The organism is Mesorhizobium zhangyense, assembly GCF_011045115.1.
GTDB classification, from domain to species: domain Bacteria; phylum Pseudomonadota; class Alphaproteobacteria; order Rhizobiales; family Rhizobiaceae; genus Mesorhizobium_M; species Mesorhizobium_M zhangyense.
On record NZ_JAAKZG010000005.1, the window covers coordinates 1 to 24,442 of the forward strand.

Sequence of the window (24,442 nt, forward strand, 5' to 3'; positions counted from 1 at the left end):
ACCGTCGAGGCCGGCGAGCACATTGTTTTCGGCATCGCCAGTCAGGCTGTCAGCGAATGCCGAACCGGTGACGTTCTCGATGCCGACCAGTGTGTCGCCGCCGGCATGGCCGCCGGAAACCTGCACGCCGAGGTTCAGGTCCACTGTTACCCCTGCGGTGGAGTTGGTGTAGCTGACGGTGTCATTGTCGGCGCCGCCGTCCAGGAGTTCGACATTCGAATTGGCGATCAGCGTGTCGTTGCCGCCGTTGCCGTGGAGGGTTACCGCGCTTCCCCCGGCCGTCGCGAGGACGTCGTTGAAGGTTGTGCCCTGGAATTCTTCGATCCCCGCGCTGGCGGCGATCGTACCGATCAGGGTGCCATCGAGAAAACGGATGCCACCGTCGATCTCGTTGATGACGACGCCTTGCGCGAAATCCGAATAGTCGAGGATGTCGTAGCCGTCATAGCCGCCGAAGCGATTGCCTGCGGCGGTGCCGATAAGAATGTCGTCGCCACTGAGCGCGGCGATAAGATCACCCGGATTGAAGGTGATATCAGTGTAGCCGATTGGTGCCGTGCGCCCGTCGCCTGCGAGATGGATAAAATCATTGCCGTCGGTGCCAAAAACAGTCGCCATTTTGGTCTCCACTCCTCCTGGATTGACCGGTATCGCTTCAGTCCGCCACTGGCGCCCGCGTCTCCTCAATCATGACGGGAAGGTTTGCCGCCGTCACCTATGCCGGTTGTATATCCTTAACCATTCCTTCATTGCCGCCGTACAAAGCCGCAAGCCACTCGCCTCGACTGGCCTTGCCGTTGATGTGACGCCAAAGCGGGAAGGGCTCGGGCGTACCGGACGACTGCCTGTTCAATGCCTCAGGCCGGGGGCCTCCTGGCCGGTGCGTTCGACATATTCGACGTAGCCGCCGCCATAGGTATGGATGCCCTCTGGCGTCAGTTCCAGCACGCGGTTGGACAGCGCCGCGAGGAAATGCCGGTCGTGCGAAACGAAAAGCATCGTGCCTTCATACTGCGCAAGTGCTGCGATCAGCATTTCCTTGGTGGCGATGTCGAGATGGTTGGTCGGCTCGTCAAGCACGAGCAGGTTGGGTGGATCGAACAGCATGATCGCCATCACCAGCCGCGCCTTCTCCCCGCCTGAAAGCACCCGGCACTTCTTCTCGATCTCGTCGCCCGAGAAGCCGAAGCAGCCGGCGAGCGCGCGCAGCGGTGCCTGACCCGCTTGCGGGAACGTATGCTCGAGCTGTTCGAAGACCGTCAGGTCGCCGTCGAGCAGGTCCATGGCATGCTGGGCGAAATAGCCCATCTTGACGCTCGGCCCGCGCGCCACCGTGCCCTGGTCCGGCTCCGAAGCACCGGCGACGAGCTTGAGCAGCGTCGACTTGCCGGCACCGTTGATGCCCATGATGCACCAGCGCTCACGGCGGCGGACCTGGAAGTCCAGTCCTTCATAGATGACCTTGCTGCCGTAGCGCTTGTGCACGTTCTTGATCGTGACCACGTCTTCGCCGGAGCGCGGCGCCGGCTGGAATTCGAAGGCCACCGTCTGGCGGCGCTTGGGCGGCTCGACGCGGTCGATCTTGTCCAGCTTCTTGACGCGGCTCTGTACCTGCGCGGCATGCGAGGCGCGCGCCTTGAAGCGCTCGATGAATTTTATCTCCTTGGCGAGCATGGCCTGCTGGCGTTCGAACTGCGCCTGCTGCTGCTTGTCGGCCAGCTGGCGCTGCTGCTCGTAGAATTCGTAGTCGCCGGAATAGGTGGTGAGCGAGCCGCTGTCGATCTCGATGATCTTGTTGACGATGCGGTTCATGAAGGCGCGGTCGTGCGAGGTCATCAACAGCGCGCCGTCATAGCCTTTCAGGAACGCCTCCAGCCAGATCAGGCTTTCGAGGTCGAGATGGTTCGACGGTTCGTCGAGCAGCATCACGTCCGGGCGCATCAGAAGGATGCGGGCGAGCGCCACGCGCATCTTCCAGCCGCCCGAGAGCGCGCCGACGTCGCCGTCCATCATCTCCTGGCTGAAACCCAGCCCGTCCAGCACCTCGCGGGCGCGGCCGTCGAGCGAATAGCCATCCAATTCCTCATAGCGGGCCTGCACTTCGCCATAGCGCTCGATGACGGCATCCATCTCGTCGGTGCGTTCTGGATCGACCATCGCCGCTTCAAGCGCACGAAGCTCCGCCGCGATCTCGCTCACGGGTCCGGCGCCGTCCATGACCTCGGCCACGGCACTGCGGCCCGACATCTCGCCGACGTCCTGGTTGAAATATCCGATGGTGATTCCGCGCTCGGTCGAAACCTGGCCCTCGTCGGGCAGTTCCTCGCCATTGACCATGCGGAACAGGGTCGTCTTGCCCGCGCCGTTGGGGCCGACCAGGCCGATCTTCTCCTGCTTCTGCAGGGTCGCGGAGGCCTCGATGAAAAGCAGCCGGTGGCTGTTTTGCTTGCTGACGTTTTCGATGCGGATCATGGTTTCGACGCCTGGGAATTTCCGGGAGGTTGGAAAACAAAACGGCGGGCCTAAAACCCGCCGTTTCGCAAATAACAGACCAACGATGGCTTACGCCGCCGGGGCTTCCTCGGCCGGAGCGGCAGCTGCTGCTGCGAGCGCTGCAGCAGCGGTTTCCTGGGCCTTCTTGATGGCGTCGGCGCGTTCCTGCGCCTTCTTGCCCGGAAGTGCCTTGGTCGGGTTCGAGCGGGCGTCGCGCTTGGTCAGGCCGGCAGCGTCGAGGAAGCGGGCAACGCGGTCGGTCGGCAGGGCGCCGTGGCCGAGCCAATGCTTGATGCGGTCCTCTTCGAGCTTCACGCGCTCGCCTTCCTTGGGCAGCATCGGGTTCCATGCGCCGACCGTCTCGATGAAACGGCCGTCGCGCGGCGAGCGCACGTCGGCGATGACGATGTGGTAGTAAGGGCGCTTCTTGGAGCCCGCACGGGCCAGACGAATCTTCAGTGACATGTTCTTCTCCTAGGGGGGTTCGTTCAATTCAGGTGGTCTGTTGTCCGCCGCGTGATGCGGTCGAATTCTCGGTGCCATTCGATGCGGCGATTGCCTCGTGATGGCGGATCACTTCGCGGATGATGAAGTTCAGGAACTTCTCCGCGAAATCGGGGTCGAGCTGGGCGTCGTCGGCAAGCCGGCGCAGCCGCTCTATCTGGGTCTGCTCGCGCGCCGGATCGGCCGGCGGCAGGCCATGCGTTGCCTTGAGAACGCCGACTGCCTTGGTGCAGCGAAAACGCTCGGCCAGCATGTGGATGAGGGCTGCGTCGATGTTGTCGATCGAAGCGCGGTATTCGGCAAGCATTGCCTTCGGGTTCACATCGTCCATCGCAACACTCACTTCTTCTTGCCGAGACCCGGGAGGCCGCCAGGTCCGCCGAGGCCGGGCAGCTTCATGCCGCCGGGAAGGCCGGGGAGACCACCGCCGCCAAGACCGGGAAGGCCGCCGGGCAAGCCTTTGCCGAGGCCCGATGCCTGAGCCTGCTTCTGCAGGGCTTCGAGTTGTTTCGGGTCCATCTTGGAGAGGTCGGGCATTCCGCCCATACCGCCCATGCCGCCGGCAAGGCCGCCGAGGCCCATCTTCTGCGCCATGCCGCCCATGAGGCCGCGCATCAGGCCACCGCCTTTGCCCTTGCCGCCCATGGCCTTCATCATGTCGGCCATGCCGCGATGCATCTTAAGCAGCTTGTTGATTTCGGCGGCATCGGTGCCGGAGCCGGCGGCGATGCGCTTCTTGCGCGAGTGCTTGAGCAGGTCGGGATTGGCGCGCTCGGCCTTGGTCATCGAGGAGATGATGGCGAGCTGGCGGCCGAACATCTTGTCGTCGAGGCCGGCAGCGGCAATCTGGTCCTTCATCTTGCCCATGCCGGGCATCATGCCCAAGATGCCGCCCATTCCGCCCATCTTCTGCATCTGGCCAAGCTGACCGGCCAGATCGTTCAGGTCGAACTTGCCCGACTGCATCTTCTTGGCCATCGCCGCGGCCTGTTCCGCGTCGATGTTTTCGGCGGCTTTCTCGACCAGCGAGACGATGTCGCCCATGCCGAGGATGCGGTCGGCGATGCGCTTGGGATGGAATTCCTCCAGCGCATCCATCTTTTCGCCGACACCGACCAGCTTGATCGGCTTGCCGGTGACGGCGCGCATCGAAAGGGCGGCACCGCCGCGGCCATCGCCGTCCATGCGGGTGAGCACGAGGCCGGTGATGCCGACGCGCTCGTCGAAATTCTTGGCGAGGTTGACGGCGTCCTGGCCGGTCAGCGAGTCGGCGACCAGCAGGATTTCGTGCGGCGAGGAGACGCGCTTGATGTCGGCCATCTCGGCCATCAGCGGCTCGTCGATATGGGTGCGGCCGGCGGTGTCGAGGATGACGACGTCATGGCCGCCGAGCCTGGCTGCCTGCACGGCGCGCTTGGCGATGTCGACCGGCGTCTGGCCGGCGACGATCGGCAGTGTCGCGACCTTCACCTGCTCGCCGATCTGGCGCAGCTGCTCCTGGGCTGCCGGGCGGCGCGTGTCGAGCGAGGCCATCAGGACCTTCTTGCCCTGGCGCTCGGTCAGCCGCTTGGCGATCTTGCCGGTGGTGGTGGTTTTGCCCGAACCCTGCAGGCCGACCATCATGACGACGACCGGTGCCGGCGCGTTGAGGTCGATGGGCTCGCCCTCGGCGCCCAGCATCTCGACCAGCTCGTCATGGACGATCTTGACGACCATTTGGCCGGGCTTGATCGACTTCAGAACTTCGGCGCCGACAGCCTTCGAGCGCACCTTGTCGACGAAGGAACGCACGACCTCGAGCGCGACGTCCGCCTCGATCAGCGCACGGCGAACCTCGCGCAGGGCGGCCGTGACATCGGCCTCCGACAGCGCGCCACGGCCGGTAAGGCCGTTCAGGATCGAGCCAAGGCGTTCCTGTAGCGATTCAAACATTCAGTTTCCCTTTATCTCTGGCACCCGGATGATGCCCGAGAGGTAGTGCTTTCGCGCCGAAGTTAAAACCCAAGCAAAGCCCAAAACCAAAAAGCACCCGGGGGCGCATTGCGCTGCCGGGTGTTGGCCTCCGGGATCGATTTATACCACTAGGGGTCCCGGTCGGCTGCTCGGAGTCTGTTACTCGTCGCGGAATTTCGAGGCTGTAGACAGGAAAAGGCGGCAGGAGTCAAGGGAATGGCACGAAAACGGGCCCCCGATGGGGTTCAAAGCGCCAGCTTCATACCTTCATGGCTCGCCTTGAAGCCGAGTGACTCGTAAAAGGCAAGCGCCTCGGGCCGCGCCTTGTCGGTGGTGAGTTGGACGAGGCCGCAGCCGCGCGACCGGCATTGCTCGATTGCCCATGCGAAAAAGGCCTTGCCCGCGCCGCGTCCCCGCAGCGAGGCGGCGATGCGCACGCTTTCGATCTGGCCGCGCCACATGCCCGTGCGCGACAGTCCGGGAATGAAGGTGACCTGCAGGCAGCCAACGACTTTTCCATCCAGTTCGGCGACGGCAAGAAGCTGGTTGGGATCGCGCGCGATTGCCTCGAAGGCAGCACTATAGCGCTGGTCGAGCGGCAGAGAGGCGTTTTCGCGTGTGCTGCCGAGGTTGTCGTCAGCCAGAAGGGCGACGATGGCGGCAAGGTCGGATTCACTGGCTGGACGGAACAGAAGATCGCTCATGGCTGCACGGGAGATGCCTCAGCCGCCTCCGGTACGGGCGAAAGCGGGGCGCTGTCGGTGGAGACCTTCAGGGGCGAGCGCGGATGCAGGAGAAGGAGGGCTGTCAGCAGGCTGGCGACAAGCCCGATCCCGCCAACGAGGACCATGTCGGTCGGTGTCCACCCGTCCCCTTCCAACGGCTTGCCGTTGAAAAGGGCAAGGGCACTGAAGGAGCTCTGATGTGAAACCAGCAGAAACGCCACCAGATTGTTGCCGAGATGCGCGCCCATCGCCGCGCCCAGATTGCCGGTCTTGTAGACGAGCAATGTCAGCACGACGGTAAACAGGCCGATCGAGGCCAGTCCAACGGCATTCACCATCATGCTGGTGCCGGGACTCCAGTGCAGGGAAACGAATGCCAGCCCCGGCAGAAGCGCCCAGACCAGCGGGCTTCGGAAGCGATGCGCCAGGCCTCTCAGCAAATAGCCGCGGAACAGGATTTCCTCCGAAGAGGTCTGCACGAAGATCAGAAGTCCCGCAGGGACCAGAAGCAGCAGCCATGACGACAGATCGAGCGAACTTCGCTTCATTTCCGGCTGCAGCGCATACAAAAGCACCTCGGACAGCAGTGAGGTCGCCAGCACGGCCGCCAGCCCCTTCCAGAAGCCCGGCCACGATATCCTGCGGCTGTAGCCGAACAATGCGCTGAGCGGCTCGCGGTGGGTGTGGCGCATCTCGATCCAGACACCGAGCCAGATGCCTGCGAAGGTGAGGAGTGCGGCCAGCATTCCTACGCTTGTCTCGAGGAAACTTCCTTCGGTCGGGGCGGCAAGATAGTGCTCGGCCACGAGTGTGACGCCGACTGTCACGGCGAACCAGAAGGCAGTGATGATCAGCGTGCCGACAAGCAGACGCGGCAGCGTCGTCTTGTTGGCGCTGCGCCTGTATTGCTCAAAAGCGGTCGGATCCAGTGTCATGCAAGCCCCTTCGCGCGAATATACCCAATCTCAGGATTCGGGGAACAGGTTGCGGCGGACAAAAGGCATTTTCAACTTAGCTAATGTTAAGGAATTCCAGCTAAGATATAGTGGGGTAAGCATGCGGCTCCGTTTAGAGTGTCATCCATGAATGATGCATCCGACCGTTCGCGTTCCGATCGGGTTGACGACCATCGCTCCTACCCCGACGGCACCGCCTCGGCTCTGGCCGGCTTTGCCGACACGACGGAACTCGCCCTGATGATGATCGATGCGCGCGGCATCATCACCTATGTCAACAAAGCGGGCCAGCGCCTGCTCGGCTATGAACGCCACGAAATGATCGGCCACACGCTCGACCTGATCATTCCCGAGCGGCTGCGGGGCGCTCACAGCGCCGGCGTGGCGCGTGTCGGCGGCGGCCAGCCGTCAAAGCTCAGCGGCAAGACGGTAGAGGTCGCGGCCTTGCGGCGCGACGGCACAGAATTCCCCATCGAGCTGTCGCTTTCGGTCTGGCAAGGGCCGGACGGCGTGGTGATGGGCGGCATCATCCGCGACATATCCGAGCGCCGCCAGCGCGATACCCGGCTTCACCGGCTTGCCCATCACGATCCGCTGACCGGCCTTCCCAACCGCGCGCAGGTCAACGAGCGGCTCGGCGCCATCCTTGCGGCAGGCGGGCAGGCGGCCATACTCCTGTTCGATCTCGACGGCTTCAAGAAGGTCAATGACAATCTCGGCCATGCGACCGGCGACACGCTTTTGCAGGCGCTTGCGGTCCGGCTGCCGGCCGTGCTCGATGCCGACGCCATCCCGGCGAGAATTGGCGGCGACGAGTTTGCCGTTATTCTGCCCGATGTCGGCGATCCCATGAAAGCGTCCGCTGCCGCGCGGTCCATCCTCGATGCCTTCCGGCAGTCCTTCACCATCGGCGATCATGTCCTCAAGCTCGGTGCCTGCGTCGGCGTTGCCCTCGGGCCTGCCCATGGCGCCGATCCAGAAGAGCTGATTGCAAGCGCCGATCTCGCGCTGTCCCACGCCAGGCGCGACGGCAGCCCGGGTTTCAGGCTTTATGAGCCGGCAATGCGCAGCGCGATGGCGGCGCGGCGGCTGATGAAGGACGAACTGCTTCAAGCCGTCGGCGCCGGGGAACTGGTTCTGCACTACCAGCCGCAGATCGACCTCGAAAGCGGTGCGGTCTTCGGGGCCGAGGCGCTTCTGCGCTGGAACCACCCGACGCGCGGCCTGCTTTTACCGGCAACGTTCCTGTCGGTGCTCGAATCCCATTCGCTGGCACTGCAGGTCGGCGGCTGGATCCTCGACGAAGCCTGCCGGCAGGCCGCCGAATGGCGCAGCACAGGTCTGCCCGACATGCGGATCGCGGCAAACTTGTTTTCCGCGCAGATAAACGCTGGAAACCTGGCGCAGGTGGTGACCGAGACGCTCGATCGTCACGGGCTGCCGCCGGAGGCGCTGGAGGTCGAGGTAACGGAGACGGTCGTTCTCGAAAACGACGACCGGGTGCTGGCGCCCTTCCGCGAACTTCGCGACCGTCAGGTCGGGGTGGCCTTCGACGATTTCGGTACCGGCCACGCCTCGCTGAGCACGCTCAAACGTTTTCCGCTGACCACGCTGAAGATCGACCGGAGCTTCGTTCGCGACCTGCTCACCGACCGCTCGGCTGGCGCCATAGTCCAGGCGCTGCTGGGCATGGGGCGCAGCATGGGTCTCGATGTCATAGCCGAGGGTATCGAAACCGAGAAACAGCAGGCCGCACTGCTCGCCATGGGCTGCAGGATCGGCCAGGGTTATCTCTACGCCAGGGCGCTGCCGTCCGAGGAATTCACGCGCCGCTTTGTCGAGACCAAGGGCAAGGCCAGGGGGAAGGCTGCCGGATCCCGCTGATTTGCGGAACCTGCAAAAAAGCCGGACGGCGAGGGCCGTCCGGCTTTTTAAAGCGTTAGCGGTGAGGATTACCGCACGACATAGACGATCCTGCGCGTGCCTGGATCGACCAGGGCTGGCTGGCCGTTCACATAGACATAGCGATAGTCGTAGTCGGGAATTTCCTGAAGTTCGACCGTGTCGGGCAGGCCTGCGCCGACGACGACTTCACCGTCGAGGTAGACCGGGTCGACCTGATGGCTGGTGACGTAGGTGCGCACTTCCGGCGGCGGTTCCGCCGCAGCCCCTGCCGAGCCTCCGACCGCCACGCCGGCTACGCCGCCGACTGCGGCACCGATCGGCCCGCCGATGAGCGCGCCGCCGATAGCACCGGTGGCACCGCCGACCAACGCGCCGGTTGCACCGCCTTCACCCTTGGGCGCTTCGACGATGGTCACCTGGGAATCTGCAGGGCGCTCGCTGAGCACGACGCCCGATCCGCCGAAATCGCCAGTCAGATAGTCGGCATAGACCCAACCCTCGCCATCGGCGGTGACGACCGAGCACCATTTGCTGTTTTCGATACAGCCATTGAGGGTGGTGCCCTCATTGGCGCCGATGAAGCTGACGACAGGGTATTGCGGGCCGGGCCCCGAGCGGACATTGAGGTCCGTCACGGCAGTTACTTCAGCGGCAAAGGCCGCTCCCGAAATGGCAAGCAAGGCGGCGGCTGCCACTGAGCCAAGAATCATGGATTTCATCATCTCTCTCCGTTTTTGACCCCTCTAGAGAGGATCAATCCGGGGAGGCTCCATGAGTTCCCGCTAAAATAAGGTCATTCGGTGACGATTTCGGGGCAAGGGACAGGCGGTTGGCGATCTCGCCGGCAACGGCTTCGCCCGACAATCTTGCGCCGCCGCAGGTCTGGATCAACGGTCCGGCAAGCGCCTCGCCGGCAAAATATATGCGCTCGGCGACCGGCTGCATGAGGGTCGCGCGGGCGGACGCCTTGCCGGGCCGCGCGGCAGCGTAAGCACCGCGCACGAAGCGCTCCGCTCCCCAATTGGTCATCATGGCGCGGCCGACATGCTTCCTCACGTCGCTGCCGAAAATGCCGCAAAGCCGGTCGGTGACGAAATCGATGCCCGCCGCCTCGCCGGCGGCCGACATCTCCCAGGCGAAGTCGCCGCCGACGAAACCGACCATCAGGTCGAGATCGAAGGGGAAGCAGAGGAAATAGACGTCGTGGCGGGCCGGCCGCTCGATCAGCAGGTCGTCGAACGGGTTAAGGCCGAGGCGCGTGCCTTTGATCTCGATCGGCAGCTTCGTCAGCATGCCCATCTGCAGATCGAAGAACGCCTCGACATAGGCGTCCGGCAGAAAGGGCGAGAACTCGATCTCCTCGAAGGCCAGCACCGCCGGCGAGGCGGTGACGATGACGGCCTTGGCGCGGATGGTGCCGCGATCGGTGACGACGGCAACCCCCGGCACGTCCCAGAGGATCTTGCGGACGGGTGTCGACAGTTCCACCGGCACGTCGGCACCGAAGCGGGCGACCAGCGCGCCCAAACCCTCCTTGGTGAAATAATTCGGGTCGAGGTCGGCTGCGGCGCGGAAATCCTGGACCGAGACCTCGTCGTAATCCTGGCCGAAGTCCATCGGACCGGAAAAGGTTGCGGCAGCGCGCGGAGCAGAACCTTTGGCCAGCCGGCCCGAGGCGAGCAGCGCGGAGACGCGGTCGTCGGCGCCGTCCCATTTTTCGAGAAGAGCCGCAAGCTGGGCGTCGGCGCGCTTCATCTCCGCCTCTTCGGCCTCGCTGGCCTTGCGCTTGCCATAATAGAGGTGATCGACATTCATGTCGTGGTGGTGGAGCGTCCAGCCTGCTGACTGGGCGTCCGGAAAATACGGGTTGCGGTCGGCGGCATGCAGCCAGGCGCAGCCGATATCGAAGGGAACGCCGAAATGCTGGCTGGAGGTCCAGGCCCTGCCGCCGATACGGTCCATGGCCTCGAGAACCCTGAAGGAAAGACCGGCAGCCCGCAGGACTTTTGCCGCGGCAAGACCTGCCGAACCCGCGCCGACGATCACGACATCGACATCTTCCATGAAAGTCCCCCTCAGGACTTTGATCAGGACCGGGCGATCAGATACCGTTCCCAGTACTTGACCTTACGGAAATTTCATCTTGTTCGCCAGTATCGCTTGCTTTGCTCGTAAACCTGATCTTAACGGTGACAAATCAAGCAATTGCTGGCAGATAGCGTTTCAGGGACGTGATTCAGGCAATCAGGAGAACAGCATGGCATTTTCTGCCAAGGGAAAGTTTTTTGCCGCCGCCGCCTTCGCCATGCTCGGTCTTGCGACCGGCAGTGCAAATGCGGCCCAATGCGGCAACACCGCCGCCGGCTTCGAGGCATGGAAGAAGCAGTTCGGCCAGGAAGCTGCGGCCAACGGCATCAGCGGCCGTGCGCTGAGCGCGCTGGCCGGCACCAAATATGCCACCAAGACCATTTCCGCCGACCGCAACCAGCACAGCTTCAAGCTGTCGCTGAGCCAGTTCATGGCCAAGCGCGGCGGCAAGACCATCGCCTCGCGCGGCAAGGCGATGAAGGCGCAGAATGCGGCCTTGTTCAAAAGCATCGAGCAGCGTTACGGCGTGCCCGCCGGCCCGCTGATCGCGATCTGGGGCATGGAAACGGGTTTCGGCAGCTTCACCGGCAACCAGAACACGCTGTCGGCCGTCGCGACACTCGCCTATGACTGCCGCCGCACCGAATATTTCACCGACCAGCTCTATGCCGCGCTGAAGCTCGTGCAGAACGGCACGCTGACGGCCGCGACCACGGGTGCGGCGCATGGCGAGATCGGCCAGACCCAGTTCCTGCCGGTGAACGTGCTGAAATACGGCGTCGACGGCGACGGCAATGGCCGCGTCGACCTCAAGGGCAAGGCCGATGCACTGGCCTCGACCGCCAACTTCCTGCGCGGCCATGGCTGGTCGCGCGGTGGCGGCTACCAGCCGGGACAGGCCAATTTCGGCGCCATCCAGGGCTGGAACGCAGCCAGCGTCTACCAGCAGGCCATCGCCATCATCGGCGCGGAAATCGACGGGCAGTAAAAGTCCCTGAAGCAAAAACAAAAACCCGGCGGTGACGCCGGGTTTTTTTGTGTGCTGCTGCTGCTATTGAGCCGTCTATTCGGCTTCCTGCATGCTGATGCTGTAGGAGCAGCCGGCAAGCGTCTTGCCGGGGTGAGAATCGACGGTCGAGACATTCACCGAAATGCGGGTCTGGAACCGCATCCCGCCATCCTCCTCGGTCTTGTCGACAACGACTTTCTCGCCGAGGAACTTTTCGGGCGTCGAAATTGCGGGCGTGATTTCCAGTTTCTGCGCCATCTCCGCCGGCGAAATGCCGTCGAGAACCGCCATGGGTCCGGAGGCAGTAAAGGCGATCGTATCGGTTTCCTGACCGAAGACGCTAACCGGGGCGGGCAGGCTGTACTGTTTTAGGAAGAGATTTCCGGATTCGGTTTCCTGCCAGCCGAGCGTGCTGGATGTGTCCGTCTCCGCCGCCAGCCAGAAAGCAAAAACATTGTAAGTTTGAACGTCGGCCCGGCACTCGATGAGCGCGGGCAGATCGAGCGTCGAAGGGTCGAAGCCGGCATCCTGGGCCGATGCTGGTCCTGCCATAAGCAGGCAAAACGTCAGACATCGGCCAGGGCGCATGGGTCTCACCCGCGCCGGTCGCGCGCGGCGAGCGTGCGCAGGCGCAGCGCGTTGAGCTTGATGAAGCCGGCGGCGTCTTTCTGGTCGTAGGCGCCCTGGTCGTCTTCGAAGGTGACCAGCTTGTCGGAATAGAGCGATTTTGCGCTCTCGCGGCCGATGACCATGACGTTGCCCTTGTAGAGCTTCAGCGTCACTTCGCCTTCCACGTTCTTCTGGCTGAGATCGATTGCCGCCTGCAGCATTTCGCGCTCGGGCGAGAACCAGAAGCCGTAATAGATCAGCTCGGCATAGCGCGGCATCAGATCGTCCTTGAGGTGCGCGGCGCCGCGGTCGAGCGTGATCGATTCGATGGCGCGGTGTGCGGCAAGCAGGATCGTGCCGCCCGGCGTTTCATAGACGCCGCGCGACTTCATGCCGACATAACGGTTCTCGACCAGGTCGAGGCGGCCGATGCCGTTGTCGCGGCCATAGTCGTTGAGCTTGGCCAGCAGCGTTGCCGGCGACAGGCGCTCGCCATTGATCGAAACCGCGTCGCCCTTCTCGAAGCCGATCTTGATGACCGTCGCCTTGTCGGGCGCGGCTTCCGGCGAAATGGTGCGCATATGGACATATTCGGGGGCTTCGACCGCCGGGTCTTCCAGCACCTTGCCCTCGGAAGACGAGTGCAGGAGGTTGGCGTCGACGGAGAAGGGGGCTTCGCCCTTCTTGTCCTTGGCGACCGGGATCTGGTGCTGTTCGGCGAATTCGAGCAGGTCGGTGCGGCTCTTGAACGACCAGTCGCGCCACGGCGCGATGATCTTGATGTCGGGGTTCAGCGCATAGGCCGAAAGCTCGAAGCGGACCTGGTCGTTGCCCTTGCCGGTGGCGCCGTGGGCGATGGCGTCGGCGCCGGTCTTTTTGGCGATGTCGACGAGGTGCTTGGAGATCAGCGGGCGGGCAATCGAGGTGCCGAGCAGGTAGACGCCTTCATAGACGGCATTGGCGCGGAACATCGGGAAGACGAAATCGCGCACGAACTCTTCGCGCACGTCCTCGACGAAGATTTCCTTGATGCCCATCATCTCGGCCTTCTTGCGGGCCGGCTCGAGCTCTTCGCCCTGGCCGAGATCGGCGGTGAAGGTCACGACCTCCGCGCCCAGTTCGGTCTGCAGCCATTTCAGGATGATGGAGGTGTCGAGACCGCCGGAATAGGCGAGCACGACCTTTTTCACGTCTTTCCATTTCGACATTTTACGATCCGGTCCTTCCAGGTGCGGAAAGGCCACGGCGGCACTCCGCTTTCGGCGGGCACTATTAGCAGGAAAGGCAACGCGGGCAAGCTTTGCGGGGTGGGAATCACGCTGGCGCGGCAAAGAGCTTTGAGCTAGCTTGCGCCGTTCTCAGCCGGGCCCGAAAAGAATGTCCTTCATTCCCGATACCGCCATCATCGTCCAGTTCGCCATCGCCACCTTCATCATCGCGATCACGCCGGGGCCGGACATGACGCTGTTCGTCGGGCGCGCGCTGTCTGAGGGAAGGGCGGCAGGCTTTGCCTGCATGTTCGGGGCGATGAGCGGCATCATCATCCACACCGCGCTGGTGGCGCTGGGCCTTTCGGCGCTGATCGTCGCCTCGCCGCAGGCATTTCTGGCGCTGAAGATCGGCGGGGCGGGTTATCTGGTGTGGCTCGCCTATCAGGCGATCCGCCACGGCTCGGCGTTCTCGCCCGACATGACGAAGCGCGCGCCGCGCTCGCTGTTCCAGAACTGGGCGACGGGGCTCGGCATCAACCTGCTCAACCCGAAGATCATCCTGTTCTTCATGACCTTCCTGCCGCAGTTCGTCTCCGCGCATGACCCGCATGCGCCGGGAAAGCTGTTCTTCCTCGGCGTGCTGTTCATCCCGCTGTCGCTGCCGCTGACGGTTCCGATGGTGATTGCCGCCGATAGGTTCGCCGGGCTCTTGAAGAAGAACCCGACGGTGACGCGCATCGTCGACTATCTGTTTGCCGGCGTGTTCTCGGCCTTTGCGCTGAAAATCCTTACGGCGCAGGCGAAGTAGGCGGGGTTTTCCTCTCGCTGCGCCAGCTTCCGGCGGAATTGCCGGCGATAAGCCAGTAGGCGATGCCGCCCAACAGCCCCGCGCCGAGAAGCAGCATGACCAGCCGCGGATCGTCGAGACGCAGCCAATAGGGCTCCAGCCCCTCATTCACATCGACCTGCCATGTGCCGGAGAGCAGGATGCCGACAAGTGTCAGCGCCACGCCGCCACCGCAAAGCGCATGGGTCAGCCAGTCGCGCTTGCCGAGAAGCTCGGTGAAGGTGATTGCGATCACTGCCGGGAAGAATGCGTAGTAGGCGACGAAGAGCGCCATGAACGGAATGGTAAAGACAAGCGATGCGCTGGCGACCGGATCGCCGGGAGGGGCACCCAGCGCGCCCAACGCCAGAATATTTATGAAAGCGCTCGCCGCCAGCGCTGCGCCGACAAAGCCCACGAGGATGACGAACAGCCGGCCGAGGATCAGGAGGATGCTGGTCATGATGTCACGCCCTTCGGCGAAGCATCGGAAGACCCGTGGGCAACCAACCAGAAGCTAAGCCCTCCCAGGAAACCACCCGGCAGGCAGAACAAGGGCAGGCTGCTTTGCAAAAATGACCCCGCCGTCTCCCCGTTGAACTGGAAAAAGAGTTCCAAAAACAAAAAGGCCGGCAGAACGTTCAATGCTCCGGCAATGGAAAAGAAAAGCCAGTGACGCCGCTCGAAAACTTTCGCCACATACAGAGCGAGGATAAAGCCCGGCAGCGCCGTGGGAAACGTGAAAATCAGCCCTGTTGCTATTCCGGTCATAAGATCCAACGCGGAGCCTATGGAACTGCCTTGGTACAGGAAGACAGAGACAAAAACAGCGGCGAATACGGCGCAGACATAGCCCAGCGAGACCAAACCAGCTCGCCTTAAAGTCGAAGTAGGCCTCACTCGCCGTGCCCGGCGATCATCATGGCTTCGAGTGCCAGCCGCTCGGTCTTCTTCATGCGCTCCGACTCCGACTTCAACTGGCCGCAGGCCGCAAGAATGTCGCGGCCGCGCGGGGTGCGGATGGGCGAGGCGTAGCCGGCATTGTTGATGTAGTCGGCGAACTTCTCGATCGTCTCCCAGTCCGAGCACTGGTAGTTGGTGCCAGGCCATGGGTTGAACGGGATCAGGTTGATCTTGGCCGGGACGCCCTTCAGCAGCTTGATCAGCGCCTTGGCGTCTTCGATGGAATCGTTGACGTCCTTCAGCATCACATATTCGAAGGTGATGCGGCGCGCATTGGACAGGCCGGGATAGGCGCGGCAGGCGGCGATCAGCTCCTTCAGCGGATACTTCTTGTTGATCGGCACCAGCATGTCGCGCAGATCGTCATTGGTGGCGTGCAGCGAGATCGCCAGCATGACGCCGATCTCCTCGCCGGTGCGGAAGATTTCCGGCACCACGCCGGAGGTCGACAGCGTGATGCGGCGCTTGGACAGCGACAGCCCGTCGCCATCGGAGGCGATCAGCAGGGCCTTCTTGACCTCTTCGAAATTGTAGAGCGGCTCGCCCATCCCCATCATGACGATGTTGGAGATTTTCCGCCCTTCCGCCGGCACGATGGCACCGTCGGGCGTGTCGCGGTCGGGAAAATCGCCGAGCCGGTCGCGCGCCGACATCAGCTGGGTCAGGATTTCTTCCGCCGTCAGGTTGCGCACCAGCTTCTGCGTGCCGGTGTGGCAGAAGGAGCAGGTCAGCGTGCATCCCACCTGCGAAGAAATGCACAGCGTGCCGCGCCCTTCCTCGGGAATGTAGACGGTTTCGATCTCGACCGGGCGGCCCGCACCGCGCGGCGGGAACCGAAAAAGCCATTTGCGCGTGCCGTCGCTGGAAATCTGTTCTTCGACGATTTCCGGGCGGGCGATGGTGAAATGCTGCTCGAGGGCCGCGCGCAGATCCTTCGAGATGTTGAACATATGGGCGAAGTCGGAGACGCCGCGCACATAGAGCCAGTGCCAGAGCTGCTGGGCGCGCATCTTGGCCTGCCGCTCGGGCACGATGCCGGCGGCAACAAGTGCTGCGGCCAACTCGGCGCGCGTCAGCCCGACCAGCGAGGCCTTTGCGGGCGTGGCGGCGCGGGCGCGCAATGCGTCGCGGGTTGTGTCTGCGGTGAGATCGAACGAAAGAGCCATGATACCGGTAATCGGGGTTGATGCGGTCGCGACGAGGCGATCCATTGAGCCGCACATATCACGAGATCGCGGCGGCGTCACGGCCCGCAGATGGGGAGGCTATGCGGCGATTCCAAGGCGTGCGGCCAGAGAGGCCGTCAAATAAGCCTGCCTGATCGACGATAGCGGCCACGAGTAGGCTGAGGCTTCCTAAAGAAAAGGCCGGGCGCTTCGGCCCGGCCAGTTGGAAGTGCTGAAAAGGTAAAGCGCTTACTTGCAGGTGGCGATCGAGGACAGTGCCGCCGAAATGCCCTTGAGCGAGAAGACGTAGCTGGTCGGATTGCCGCGGCCTGACTTGGCGGCGATCTTCATGTCGGCGCCGCCCTTCATGGCGGCGATCAGCAGCGGCTCCTCGGCGGCGTTTTCCACCCACGCCGATTTTCCGCGCGTGAACATCGAGAAGGATTTGTCGCCGACCGTGACGGTGACCTTGGAGTTCGCCTGAAAATCATAGGAGGCGATGAATTGCGGCTCATAGGAGATCGACTGGCCGGGGCGCTGGCTGACGAAGAAGAAGATGTCGCCATGGTCGAGCGTGGGCGGCTGCTTGTCGGTCGGCACGGTGAGCACGTAGCAGACCTTGCCGTTATTGGCCTGGTAGCTGTAGGTGCCCCAGGCATTGTGCTGGCCGATCTTGGTTGCCGACTGGGCAAAGGACGGCGCCGCGCCCGCGACCAGAATGAGGCTCGATAAAAGGACAGTCAGTCGGCGCATTGTTTTTGGTTTCCCTGTATTTCGCATTGTGGTGCGCAAGCAGGCCGGTCCGCCCTGCCCGTTTGGGTTCATTTTGATTTAATCTGGGTTACCAAAGGGTGAATGTTCCCTGAAAAAAGGATCATTGCCACCAAAGGTATAACCGCCTCGCGCATGCAAACCCCGTTGTCGAGACCTGCAGGCACCGTCCCTTGGTTGTGGTTGAAGACCACGAAAACGGCAAGAATTTGACTTTTCTTTTCAGCCTGCAATCTGGATGTCAACGCCGCTGCCCGCAACGTCCGGCCGGTCAGTCCAGTTCTTCAAGGGCTTCCTTGGCGGCAAGGCGATGCGCCGGGGTGATGTGGGCGCGCACGGCGGCAATCGCGGCCGACAGCACCGCGATGTCGTCGGTAAAGCCGAGGCCGAAGATGATGTCGGGAATGGCGTCGGTCGGCAGCACGAAATAGGCGAGAGCGCCGAGCAATATGCCCTTGGCGCGCAGCGGCGTCTTGCTGTCGAGCGCGCAGTAATAGGCGGCTATCACGTCCTCCATGAAGGGGACATGACGCGCCGCGCGCTTGGCGGTGTGCCAGAATCTGTCGCGAACGCGCTTCTCGTCGCCGCGCAAACCGTTGGTGTCGAAATTTCCGGCCTTGGCCATTCCGTTGCTCCTGTCGCCCGGAATGTGGGAAAGCGTGACGGGCTGCGCAAGAGATAGGGGTCAAAAACCGGTGGGGGCCAGCCTTTAAGCCCCGCCCAGCGCCGTCTGCGTGGCCTCGCTCTCAAGTTTTCGTCTGGCCATTTGGCGCTTCCGTGCTATCGCTTGTCGGTTCTTATCATAGTGTCGGCACGATGATCGCAAAGTCCCAGACGTCCATTCTTTTCGTATGCCTCGGCAATATCTGCCGTTCGCCGCTGGCCGAGGGCGTGTTTCGCGCCGTGATTTCCGAGCGCGGCGTCGCTGACGACTTCCTGCTCGACTCTGCCGGCACCGGCGGCTGGCACCAGGGTTCGGCGCCCGATCCGCGTTCGGTGGCGATCGCGGCCGACCACGGCCTCGACATTTCGACGCAGAAGGCGCGCAAGGTCGTGTCGGCCGATTTCCAGCGCTTTGACCTGATCCTAGGAATGGACCGCTCCAATGTCGACGATCTCAGGCGGGCCGCACCGCCGGAGGCGCGGGACAGGGTCCATCTGTTCCTCGACTTCGCCGGCGGCAAGGGGAAGGACGTGCCCGATCCCTACTATGGCGGCGCAGACGGTTTTGGCGATGTCTACCGCATGATCCGCGATGCTTCGGAATCACTGGCCGACAGGCTGGAGCGCGAATCGCTACCCGTGAGCGGCCAGGCCTCCTCGACGACATAGGGTCCGCCGCCGACCGAATCGCGCGACGACATCAGCACGAAGCGGCCGACCTTGAAGGGTATGGTGGAGAAATTGCCGCGCGCCGAAAGATATTGCGCGACGTCCAGCGGGCTGGTGTTGCGCAGCCGCGCCAGCGTGACATGGGGCGAGAATTTGCGCGGATCGGCCGGGACGCCGAGACGCTGGCAGATGCGCTCGATCTCGGACTGAAGCGCGTAGAGATCAGGCGAGGTCTGTACGCCGGCCCAGACCGCATGCGGCTTTTTCGAGCCGAAGGCGCCGACGCCGGAAAGCTTCATCTGGAAGGATGGTCGTCGGACCCGGTCGAGGGCATTGGCGATCTCGTCGGCGACGTGGCCTTCGATGTCGCCGAAGAAGCGCAGAGTGAGGTGGTAGTTTTCAACGTCGATCCAGCGGGCTCCCGGCAGACCTCCACGCAGCAGAGAAAGTGAAAGCGCTGCGTCACGCGGGATTTCGAGGGCGGTGAAAAGTCTTGGCATCGCTGCCTCCCCGAATCGAACTCTTGATGTCTAGCGAATCACCGATCCGCAATGTGAGCAAGCTGTTTGTTTGTCGTGTCGGTTGGATGACATTGTCATCAACATGGTTGATCAGGATTTGTTCGCATCAGCCGAAATCGTCTTCTCGACCACCGGCAGAGTGCGTTCGACCATGCGGTCGACACCGGCGGCATTGGGATGCATGCCGTCTTCCAGCAGCAGCGTCTTGTCGGCAGCGACGCCGTCGAGGAAGAACGGGTAGAGCGTGGCGCCGTATTTCTCGGCAAGCTTGGGGTAAATCGTGCCGAACTGCTCGCCATAGGCATGGCCGAGATTGGGTGCTGCGACCATGCCGGCCAGAAGCACCGGAATGTTGCGCTCCTTGAGCCGCGCAAGCATCTTGTCGAGGTTCTGCTCGACGATCTCAGGGTCGATGCCGCGCAGCATGTCGTTGGCGCCAAGCTCCAGTATGACAAGCTGCGTGCCGTCGGGTATCGACCAGTCGAGGCGTGAAAGGCCGCCGCTGGTGGTGTCGCCGGAGACGCCGGCATTGGTAATCACGACATCGTGACCATTGTTGCGTAGCGCCTTTTCAAGCTTTTCGGGAAAGCTCTCGCCGGGGTTCAGGCCATATCCGGCCATCAGGCTGTCGCCGAAGCCGACTATCTTGAATGGTTCGGCCCAAACGGGGCCTAACGCTGTGAAAAAGGCAAGAGATGCGGCAAAGAGCGCGAAAGTCAGATGTTTCAATGCCATGTATCAAAGCCCATATGACGAATAAATTCCTGCCCGTTTCATTTCCATATAGGACAGATTTGCCGTGACAGAAGCCGTCATCGACCTGAAAGATGTTTCGCTGACCTTGGGTACGGGGGCGTCGTCCGTCCATGTGCTAAAGGGGGTCAGCCTGAAAGTGACCGCGGGCGAGGCCACCGGGATCGTCGGGCCGTCCGGTTCCGGCAAGTCGACGCTGCTGATGGTTCTGGCCGGGCTGGAAGGGGTCGATTCGGGTACGGTACGAATTGCCGGCGAGCTACTGAACGGCAAGAGCGAGGACCAGATCGCGGCGTTTCGCGGCCGCAATGTCGGCATCGTCTTCCAGTCCTTCCATCTCATCCCCAACATGACGGCGCTGGAAAATGTCGCCGTGCCGCTGGAGCTTGCGGGCAAGCGCGACGCTTTCGCCATTGCCGAGCGCGAGCTTGCGTCGGTCGGCCTGGCTGACCGGGTGACGCATTATCCGGGCGAGCTTTCGGGCGGCGAGCAGCAGCGCGTGGCGATTGCCCGGGCGCTGGCGCCGGAGCCGCGCATTCTCATCGCCGACGAGCCGACCGGCAATCTCGACCAGGCGACGGGGCGGCAGATCGCCGATCTTCTCTTTGCCAAGGCAAAAGAGCGCGGCATGACGCTGGTGCTGGTCACGCATGATCCTTCGCTTGCCGCGCGCTGTACACGGCAGGTGGCGATGCGTTCGGGCCGGATCGAAGCCGAGCCGCCGCTTGCTGTTGTTTCGGCGGGTTGAGGGCGCGGGAAGTATGGAGCACCGTCGAGTTTCTTCGCGCCCCCCTCTGGCCTGCCGGCCATCTCCCCCACAGGTGGGGAGATCAGCCTTCATCAATGATTTCGCCAATCTCCGACGTTGGAGAGAAGGAGATAGCGGGGACGCTGTTAATCTCCCCACCTGTGGGGGAGATGGCCGGCAGGCCAGAGGGGGGCAACGTAGGGCGCCGTCCCGCCAGATTTCCTTCGAGGCAGCATAATCATGCGCACGAAAGAAACCCTCAAACTCGCAATCCGTTTCTCGCTGCGCGAAATGCGCGGTGGGTTTTCCGGCTTTTTGATCTTCCTCACCTGCATTGCGCTCGGCGTGGCGGCGATCGGCGGCGTCAATTCGGTGGCGCGGTCGATCACGGCGGGCGTTGCCAATGAGGGCCAGTCGCTGCTCGGCGGCGACCTGCGCTTCCAGCTCAACCAGCGCGAGGCGAGCACTGAGGAAGGTGCCTACCTGAAGGGATTGGGCACGCTTTCGGAAAGCGCCAACATGCGCTCGATGGCGAGGCTGGAGGACGGTTCCGACCAGTCGCTGGCCGAGGTGAAGGCCATCGACGGTATCTATCCGCTGTTCGGCGCGCTGGTGACCGAACCGGCGCTGTCGCGCGATGCGCTGTTCGGCGAGAAGGACGGCGTGTTCGGCGCTGCCGCTTCCGATCTGCTGTTCGAACGGCTCGGCATAAAGATCGGCAGCCGTATCATGCTCGGCACCGCGACCTTCGAACTGCGGGCAAAGATCATCACCGAACCGGACGCGGTTTCGGAAGGGTTCGGCTTCGCGCCGCGGCTGATGGTGTCGCTGGACGGCCTGCGCGCCTCCGGCCTGGTCCAGCCCGGCAGCCTGGTCGAATATGCCTACAAGGTGCGGCTGGCAGACGGCAGCAGCGAGGCGGCTGTAAACGCCGTGCGCGATGAAGCGACGGAAAAGTTTCCGCAGGCCGGCTGGAGCATCCGCACGCGGACCAATGCCGCACCCGCACTCTCCTCCAACATCGAACGCTTCTCGCAGTTCCTGACGCTGGTTGGGCTGACGGCGCTGGTTGTCGGCGGGGTCGGCGTTGCCAACGCCGTGCGCGCCTATCTCGACGGCAAGCGCGGGGTGATCGCGACCTTCAAGAGCCTCGGCGCCTCGGGCGGGTTCGTCTTCACCGTCTATCTCGTGCAGATCCTGATCATCGCCGGCATCGGCATCGTCATCGGGCTGGTCGTCGGCGCGCTGATGCCGTTTGCGGCAAGTGCCGCACTTTCGTCCGTCATTCCGGTGCCTGCGGAAGGCGGCATCTATCCCGGCGCGCTGGCGATGGCGGCGCTGTTCGGCCTGTTGGTGACGCTGGCCTTCGCGCTGCTGCCGCTGGGCCGGGCGCGCGACGTGCCGGCGACCGCGTTGTTCCGAGAAATGGGCTTCGGCGGCGGTGGCTTGCCACGCCGCATCTATGTCTTAGGTGCGCTGGGGATTGCAGCCCTTCTGGCGCTGCTCGCCATATGGTTTTCGGGCGACCGGCGCATCGCCGCGATCTTCGTCGGCGCGACGATCTTTGCCTTTATCGTGCTGCGTAGCGTCGGCGTCGGTGTGCAGTGGCTGGCCAGGAAAAGCCCGCGCCTGCGCTCTACGGCGCTCAGGCTGGCTGTCGGCAACATTCATCGCCCCGGCGCACTGACGCCGTCGGTGGTGCTGTCGCTCGGCCTTGGCCTGACCTTGCTGGTGACGTTGGCGCTGATCGACGGCAATCTGCGCCAGCAGATCGCCGGCAGCCTGCCCAAACAGGCGCCCAATTTCTTCTTCGTCGATATCCAGAGCACGGATGTCGATGCGTTCTCGGCACTGGTCGAGAAGGAAGCACCGGAAGGCAAGCTGGTGCGGGTGCCGATGCTGCGCGGCCGCGTCATGGCGCTGAACGGCGTCGACGTGCAGAAGCTGACGGTGCCGCCGGCCGGCGCCTGGGTGCTGCGTGGTGATCGCGGCCTGACCTATGCGAAGAACCAGCCTGAAAACTCGACGTTGAGTGCGGGCACGTGGTGGCCGGAGGATTATTCGGGCGAGCCGCTGGTGTCGTTCGCGGCGGAAGAAGCCGGCGAGCTTGGCCTGAAGCTCGGCGATACGGTGACGGTGAACGTACTTGGTCGCAACGTGACGGCAAAGATCGCCAATTTCCGCGAAGTTCAGTGGGAATCGATGGGCATCAATTTTGTCATGGTGTTTTCGCCCAACACATTTGCCGGTGCGCCGCACTCCTGGCTGGCGACGCTTTTGACGCCGAATGCCGACAGCGCCGAGGAGACGCGGCTGCTCAATGCCGTCACCCGCGCCTTTCCCGCCGTGACCACGGTGCGCGTCAAGGACGCGCTGGAGGTGGTGAACCGCATCGTCGGCCAGCTCGGCACGGCGATCCGCGCGGCGGCAAGCGTGGCGCTGATAGCCTCGGTGCTGGTGCTGGCCGGCGCACTCGCTGCCGGCAACCGGGCGCGGGTTCACGATGCCGTCGTGCTGAAGACGCTGGGCGCGACGCGGCGGACGCTGATCGCAGCCTTCTCGCTTGAGTATATGCTGATCGGTCTGGCGACGGCGGTTTTCGCGCTCGCTGCCGGCGGCGTTGCGGCGTGGTTTGTTGTCGCACGAATCATGACGCTGCCGTCGAGTTTTCTACCCGAGGTGGCGGTGGCAACGATCCTGATAGCGCTCACTGTGACGGTCGGCATCGGTCTTATCGGCACCTGGAGAGTGTTGGGCCACAAGGCAGCGCCGGTGCTGCGGAATCTGTAGCGGGTCGGCCTGTCAATCGATCGAAGGAGCTAGGCGCCGCTAGTCCTGATGGCAAAAAAGGGTATTTTTTGGCCATTTCCTGCAATCACGAGGCATTGCGGCGTGTAACGGGTCTTGTTCTCGTCAAAAAGAATCATCATATTTGCCGCAGGCATGCTGGAGTCCCGCCAGCGGCGCCTGGGTTCATTTGAACCTGACACCCGACGGGGCAGAAGCAATAGAGGAAATCAATGGCTGACCTTCGCAACTATCAGACGCATGTCGCGAACGCGGGCACCCGCGCCGACGGCGTCATCGACGAGGGCCTGCGCGCCTACATGCTCAAGGTTTACAACCTTATGGCGCTTGGGCTCGCAATCACCGGTGTGGCCGCTCTCGCCACCATGATGATGGCGACCACCAACGATCCGGCGACCGCTGTCGCCACACTTGCCAACGGCAAGATGCTGACCAGCCTCGGCGTGGCCCTTTATGGCTCACCGCTGAAGTGGGTCGTCATGCTCGCTCCGCTCGGCATGGTGTTCTTCCTGAGCGCCCGTATCCAGTCGATGAGTGTTTCCGGCGCGCAGACCGCGTTCTGGGTTTTCGCCGGCCTGATGGGCCTGTCGCTGTCGTCGATCTTCCTGGTCTTCACGGCGCAGAGCATCACGCAGACCTTCTTCGTGACCGCCGCCGCCTTCGGCGCGCTGTCGCTGTTCGGCTACACCACCAAGCGTGACCTGACCGGCATGGGCACCTTCCTGGTGATGGGCGTGTTCGGCCTGATCATCGCCATGGTCGTCAACATCTTCCTGGCGTCGCCTGCCCTGCAGTTCGCCATCTCGGCGATCGGTGTGCTGATATTCTCCGGCCTTACCGCCTATGACACGCAGAAGATCAAGGAGATGTATTTCGACGGCGACGACGTGCTCGTTTCCGGCCGCAAGGCCATCATGGGCGCGCTGACGCTCTATCTCGACTTCATCAATCTGTTCACCTTCCTGCTGCAGTTCCTCGGCAACCGCGAGTAATCGCGACCACCGCTGGACCATCAACAAGACCGGGGCGGCCCAAAAGGCCGCCCTTTTCTTTTGTCTCGACGCCTGCTTTTATTCGTGCATGTCAGTTCGAGTGCGTAAA

At 63.1% G+C, this 24,442-nt stretch carries 25 protein-coding genes; 7 read left to right on the top strand and 18 right to left on the bottom strand.

What is annotated here, in order from left to right; translation table 11 throughout:
- The 7 genes from G6N74_RS12760 to G6N74_RS12790 all read right to left on the bottom strand — a co-directional run.
- On the bottom strand, positions 1–618 hold a 618-nt coding region (locus G6N74_RS12760; protein WP_376767709.1), incomplete at its 3' end, for a calcium-binding protein.
- 231 nt (positions 619–849) lie between these two features.
- On the bottom strand, positions 850–2,472 hold the full coding sequence (locus tag G6N74_RS12765; protein WP_165117882.1) for an ABC-F family ATP-binding cassette domain-containing protein: 1,623 nt from the start codon (positions 2,470–2,472) through the stop codon (positions 850–852).
- Positions 2,473–2,562: 90 nt separating this feature from the next.
- The gene (rpsP, locus tag G6N74_RS12770) at positions 2,563–2,958 is read right to left on the bottom strand and encodes a 30S ribosomal protein S16 (RefSeq protein WP_165117884.1); all 396 of its coding nucleotides are present in this window, start codon (positions 2,956–2,958) and stop codon (positions 2,563–2,565) included.
- Positions 2,959–2,986: 28 nt separating this feature from the next.
- Complete coding sequence (locus G6N74_RS12775) at positions 2,987–3,328, bottom strand: chorismate mutase (protein WP_165117887.1); 342 nt, start codon at positions 3,326–3,328, stop codon at positions 2,987–2,989.
- 8 nt (positions 3,329–3,336) lie between these two features.
- A complete protein-coding gene (gene ffh / locus G6N74_RS12780; RefSeq protein WP_165117889.1) occupies positions 3,337–4,929 on the bottom strand; it encodes a signal recognition particle protein in 1,593 nt (530 codons plus the stop codon).
- A gap of 266 nt (positions 4,930–5,195) precedes the next feature.
- On the bottom strand, positions 5,196–5,654 hold the full coding sequence (locus G6N74_RS12785; RefSeq protein ID WP_165117892.1) for a GNAT family N-acetyltransferase: 459 nt from the start codon (positions 5,652–5,654) through the stop codon (positions 5,196–5,198).
- On the bottom strand, positions 5,651–6,610 hold the full coding sequence (locus G6N74_RS12790) for a CPBP family intramembrane glutamic endopeptidase (RefSeq protein ID WP_165117894.1): 960 nt from the start codon (positions 6,608–6,610) through the stop codon (positions 5,651–5,653). Before G6N74_RS12790 ends, G6N74_RS12785 begins: the two co-directional genes overlap by 4 nt.
- A gap of 147 nt (positions 6,611–6,757) precedes the next feature.
- Between G6N74_RS12790 and G6N74_RS12795 the strand changes: the two genes are divergently transcribed.
- A complete protein-coding gene (locus tag G6N74_RS12795) occupies positions 6,758–8,515 on the top strand; it encodes a putative bifunctional diguanylate cyclase/phosphodiesterase (protein WP_246245753.1) in 1,758 nt (585 codons plus the stop codon).
- A 68-nt stretch (positions 8,516–8,583) separates the two neighbouring features.
- On the opposite strand, the gene G6N74_RS12800 is transcribed toward G6N74_RS12795, so the two are convergent.
- Together G6N74_RS12800 and G6N74_RS12805 are read right to left on the bottom strand one after the other, a co-directional pair.
- Positions 8,584–9,255 carry a DUF1236 domain-containing protein gene (locus tag G6N74_RS12800; RefSeq protein ID WP_165117896.1) on the bottom strand — a complete coding sequence of 224 codons (672 nt, stop codon included), beginning with the start codon at positions 9,253–9,255 and terminating at the stop codon, positions 8,584–8,586.
- A gap of 34 nt (positions 9,256–9,289) precedes the next feature.
- On the bottom strand, positions 9,290–10,600 hold the full coding sequence (locus G6N74_RS12805; protein ID WP_165117898.1) for a flavin monoamine oxidase family protein: 1,311 nt from the start codon (positions 10,598–10,600) through the stop codon (positions 9,290–9,292).
- Positions 10,601–10,793: 193 nt separating this feature from the next.
- Between G6N74_RS12805 and G6N74_RS12810 the strand changes: the two genes are divergently transcribed.
- Positions 10,794–11,612 carry a lytic murein transglycosylase gene (locus G6N74_RS12810; protein WP_165117900.1) on the top strand — a complete coding sequence of 273 codons (819 nt, stop codon included), beginning with the start codon at positions 10,794–10,796 and terminating at the stop codon, positions 11,610–11,612.
- 75 nt (positions 11,613–11,687) lie between these two features.
- Here G6N74_RS12810 and G6N74_RS12815 read toward each other — a convergent pair whose 3' ends face one another.
- Entirely contained in the window at positions 11,688–12,185 is a 498-nt protein-coding gene (locus G6N74_RS12815) for a hypothetical protein (protein ID WP_246245754.1), read from the bottom strand.
- 41 nt (positions 12,186–12,226) lie between these two features.
- Entirely contained in the window at positions 12,227–13,450 is a 1,224-nt protein-coding gene (locus G6N74_RS12820) for an argininosuccinate synthase (RefSeq protein ID WP_165117904.1), read from the bottom strand.
- A gap of 169 nt (positions 13,451–13,619) precedes the next feature.
- Between G6N74_RS12820 and G6N74_RS12825 the strand changes: the two genes are divergently transcribed.
- Positions 13,620–14,261 (top strand): LysE family translocator, encoded by a 642-nt coding sequence (locus tag G6N74_RS12825; protein WP_165117906.1) that lies wholly within the window; start codon positions 13,620–13,622, stop codon positions 14,259–14,261.
- On the opposite strand, the gene G6N74_RS12830 is transcribed toward G6N74_RS12825, so the two are convergent.
- The 5 genes from G6N74_RS12830 to G6N74_RS12850 all read right to left on the bottom strand — a co-directional run bounded on the left by G6N74_RS12830 (position 14,242) and on the right by G6N74_RS12850 (position 17,804).
- Positions 14,242–14,742, bottom strand: a complete 501-nt coding sequence (locus tag G6N74_RS12830; RefSeq protein ID WP_165117908.1) for a hypothetical protein — start codon at positions 14,740–14,742, stop codon at positions 14,242–14,244. The two genes, G6N74_RS12825 and G6N74_RS12830, sit on opposite strands and share 20 nt — an antisense overlap.
- Positions 14,739–15,146 (bottom strand): hypothetical protein, encoded by a 408-nt coding sequence (locus tag G6N74_RS12835; protein WP_165117910.1) that lies wholly within the window; start codon positions 15,144–15,146, stop codon positions 14,739–14,741. The genes G6N74_RS12830 and G6N74_RS12835 overlap by 4 nt, the downstream gene beginning before the upstream one ends.
- Before the next feature lie 29 nt (positions 15,147–15,175).
- The gene (gene rlmN, locus G6N74_RS12840; RefSeq protein WP_165118843.1) at positions 15,176–16,408 is read right to left on the bottom strand and encodes a dual-specificity RNA methyltransferase RlmN; all 1,233 of its coding nucleotides are present in this window, start codon (positions 16,406–16,408) and stop codon (positions 15,176–15,178) included.
- 249 nt (positions 16,409–16,657) lie between these two features.
- Positions 16,658–17,188, bottom strand: a complete 531-nt coding sequence (locus G6N74_RS12845; RefSeq protein ID WP_376767710.1) for an invasion associated locus B family protein — start codon at positions 17,186–17,188, stop codon at positions 16,658–16,660.
- Between the two features lie 262 nt (positions 17,189–17,450).
- Complete coding sequence (locus G6N74_RS12850; protein WP_091915914.1) at positions 17,451–17,804, bottom strand: YkvA family protein; 354 nt, start codon at positions 17,802–17,804, stop codon at positions 17,451–17,453.
- Positions 17,805–17,995: 191 nt separating this feature from the next.
- On the opposite strand from G6N74_RS12850, the gene G6N74_RS12855 reads away from it, so the two are divergent.
- Complete coding sequence (locus G6N74_RS12855) at positions 17,996–18,511, top strand: low molecular weight protein-tyrosine-phosphatase (RefSeq protein ID WP_165117914.1); 516 nt, start codon at positions 17,996–17,998, stop codon at positions 18,509–18,511.
- On the opposite strand, the gene thpR is transcribed toward G6N74_RS12855, so the two are convergent.
- Both thpR and G6N74_RS12865 read right to left on the bottom strand, forming a co-directional pair.
- Entirely contained in the window at positions 18,418–19,011 is a 594-nt protein-coding gene (gene thpR / locus G6N74_RS12860; protein ID WP_165117916.1) for an RNA 2',3'-cyclic phosphodiesterase, read from the bottom strand. The two genes, G6N74_RS12855 and thpR, sit on opposite strands and share 94 nt — an antisense overlap.
- A gap of 111 nt (positions 19,012–19,122) precedes the next feature.
- A complete protein-coding gene (locus G6N74_RS12865; RefSeq protein ID WP_165117918.1) occupies positions 19,123–19,767 on the bottom strand; it encodes an arylesterase in 645 nt (214 codons plus the stop codon).
- Positions 19,768–19,831: 64 nt separating this feature from the next.
- Between G6N74_RS12865 and G6N74_RS12870 the strand changes: the two genes are divergently transcribed.
- The 3 genes from G6N74_RS12870 (at position 19,832) to G6N74_RS12880 (ending at position 24,333) form a co-directional block, all read left to right on the top strand.
- Positions 19,832–20,533: an ABC transporter ATP-binding protein gene (locus G6N74_RS12870; protein WP_165117920.1), complete on the top strand. Its 702-nt coding sequence runs from the start codon at positions 19,832–19,834 to the stop codon at positions 20,531–20,533.
- A gap of 240 nt (positions 20,534–20,773) precedes the next feature.
- Positions 20,774–23,323, top strand: coding sequence for an ABC transporter permease (locus tag G6N74_RS12875; protein ID WP_165117922.1), 2,550 nt, complete (start codon positions 20,774–20,776; stop codon positions 23,321–23,323).
- Between the two features lie 230 nt (positions 23,324–23,553).
- On the top strand, positions 23,554–24,333 hold the full coding sequence (locus G6N74_RS12880; protein ID WP_165117924.1) for a Bax inhibitor-1/YccA family protein: 780 nt from the start codon (positions 23,554–23,556) through the stop codon (positions 24,331–24,333).
- The last annotated feature ends 109 nt before the right edge of the window (positions 24,334–24,442 follow it).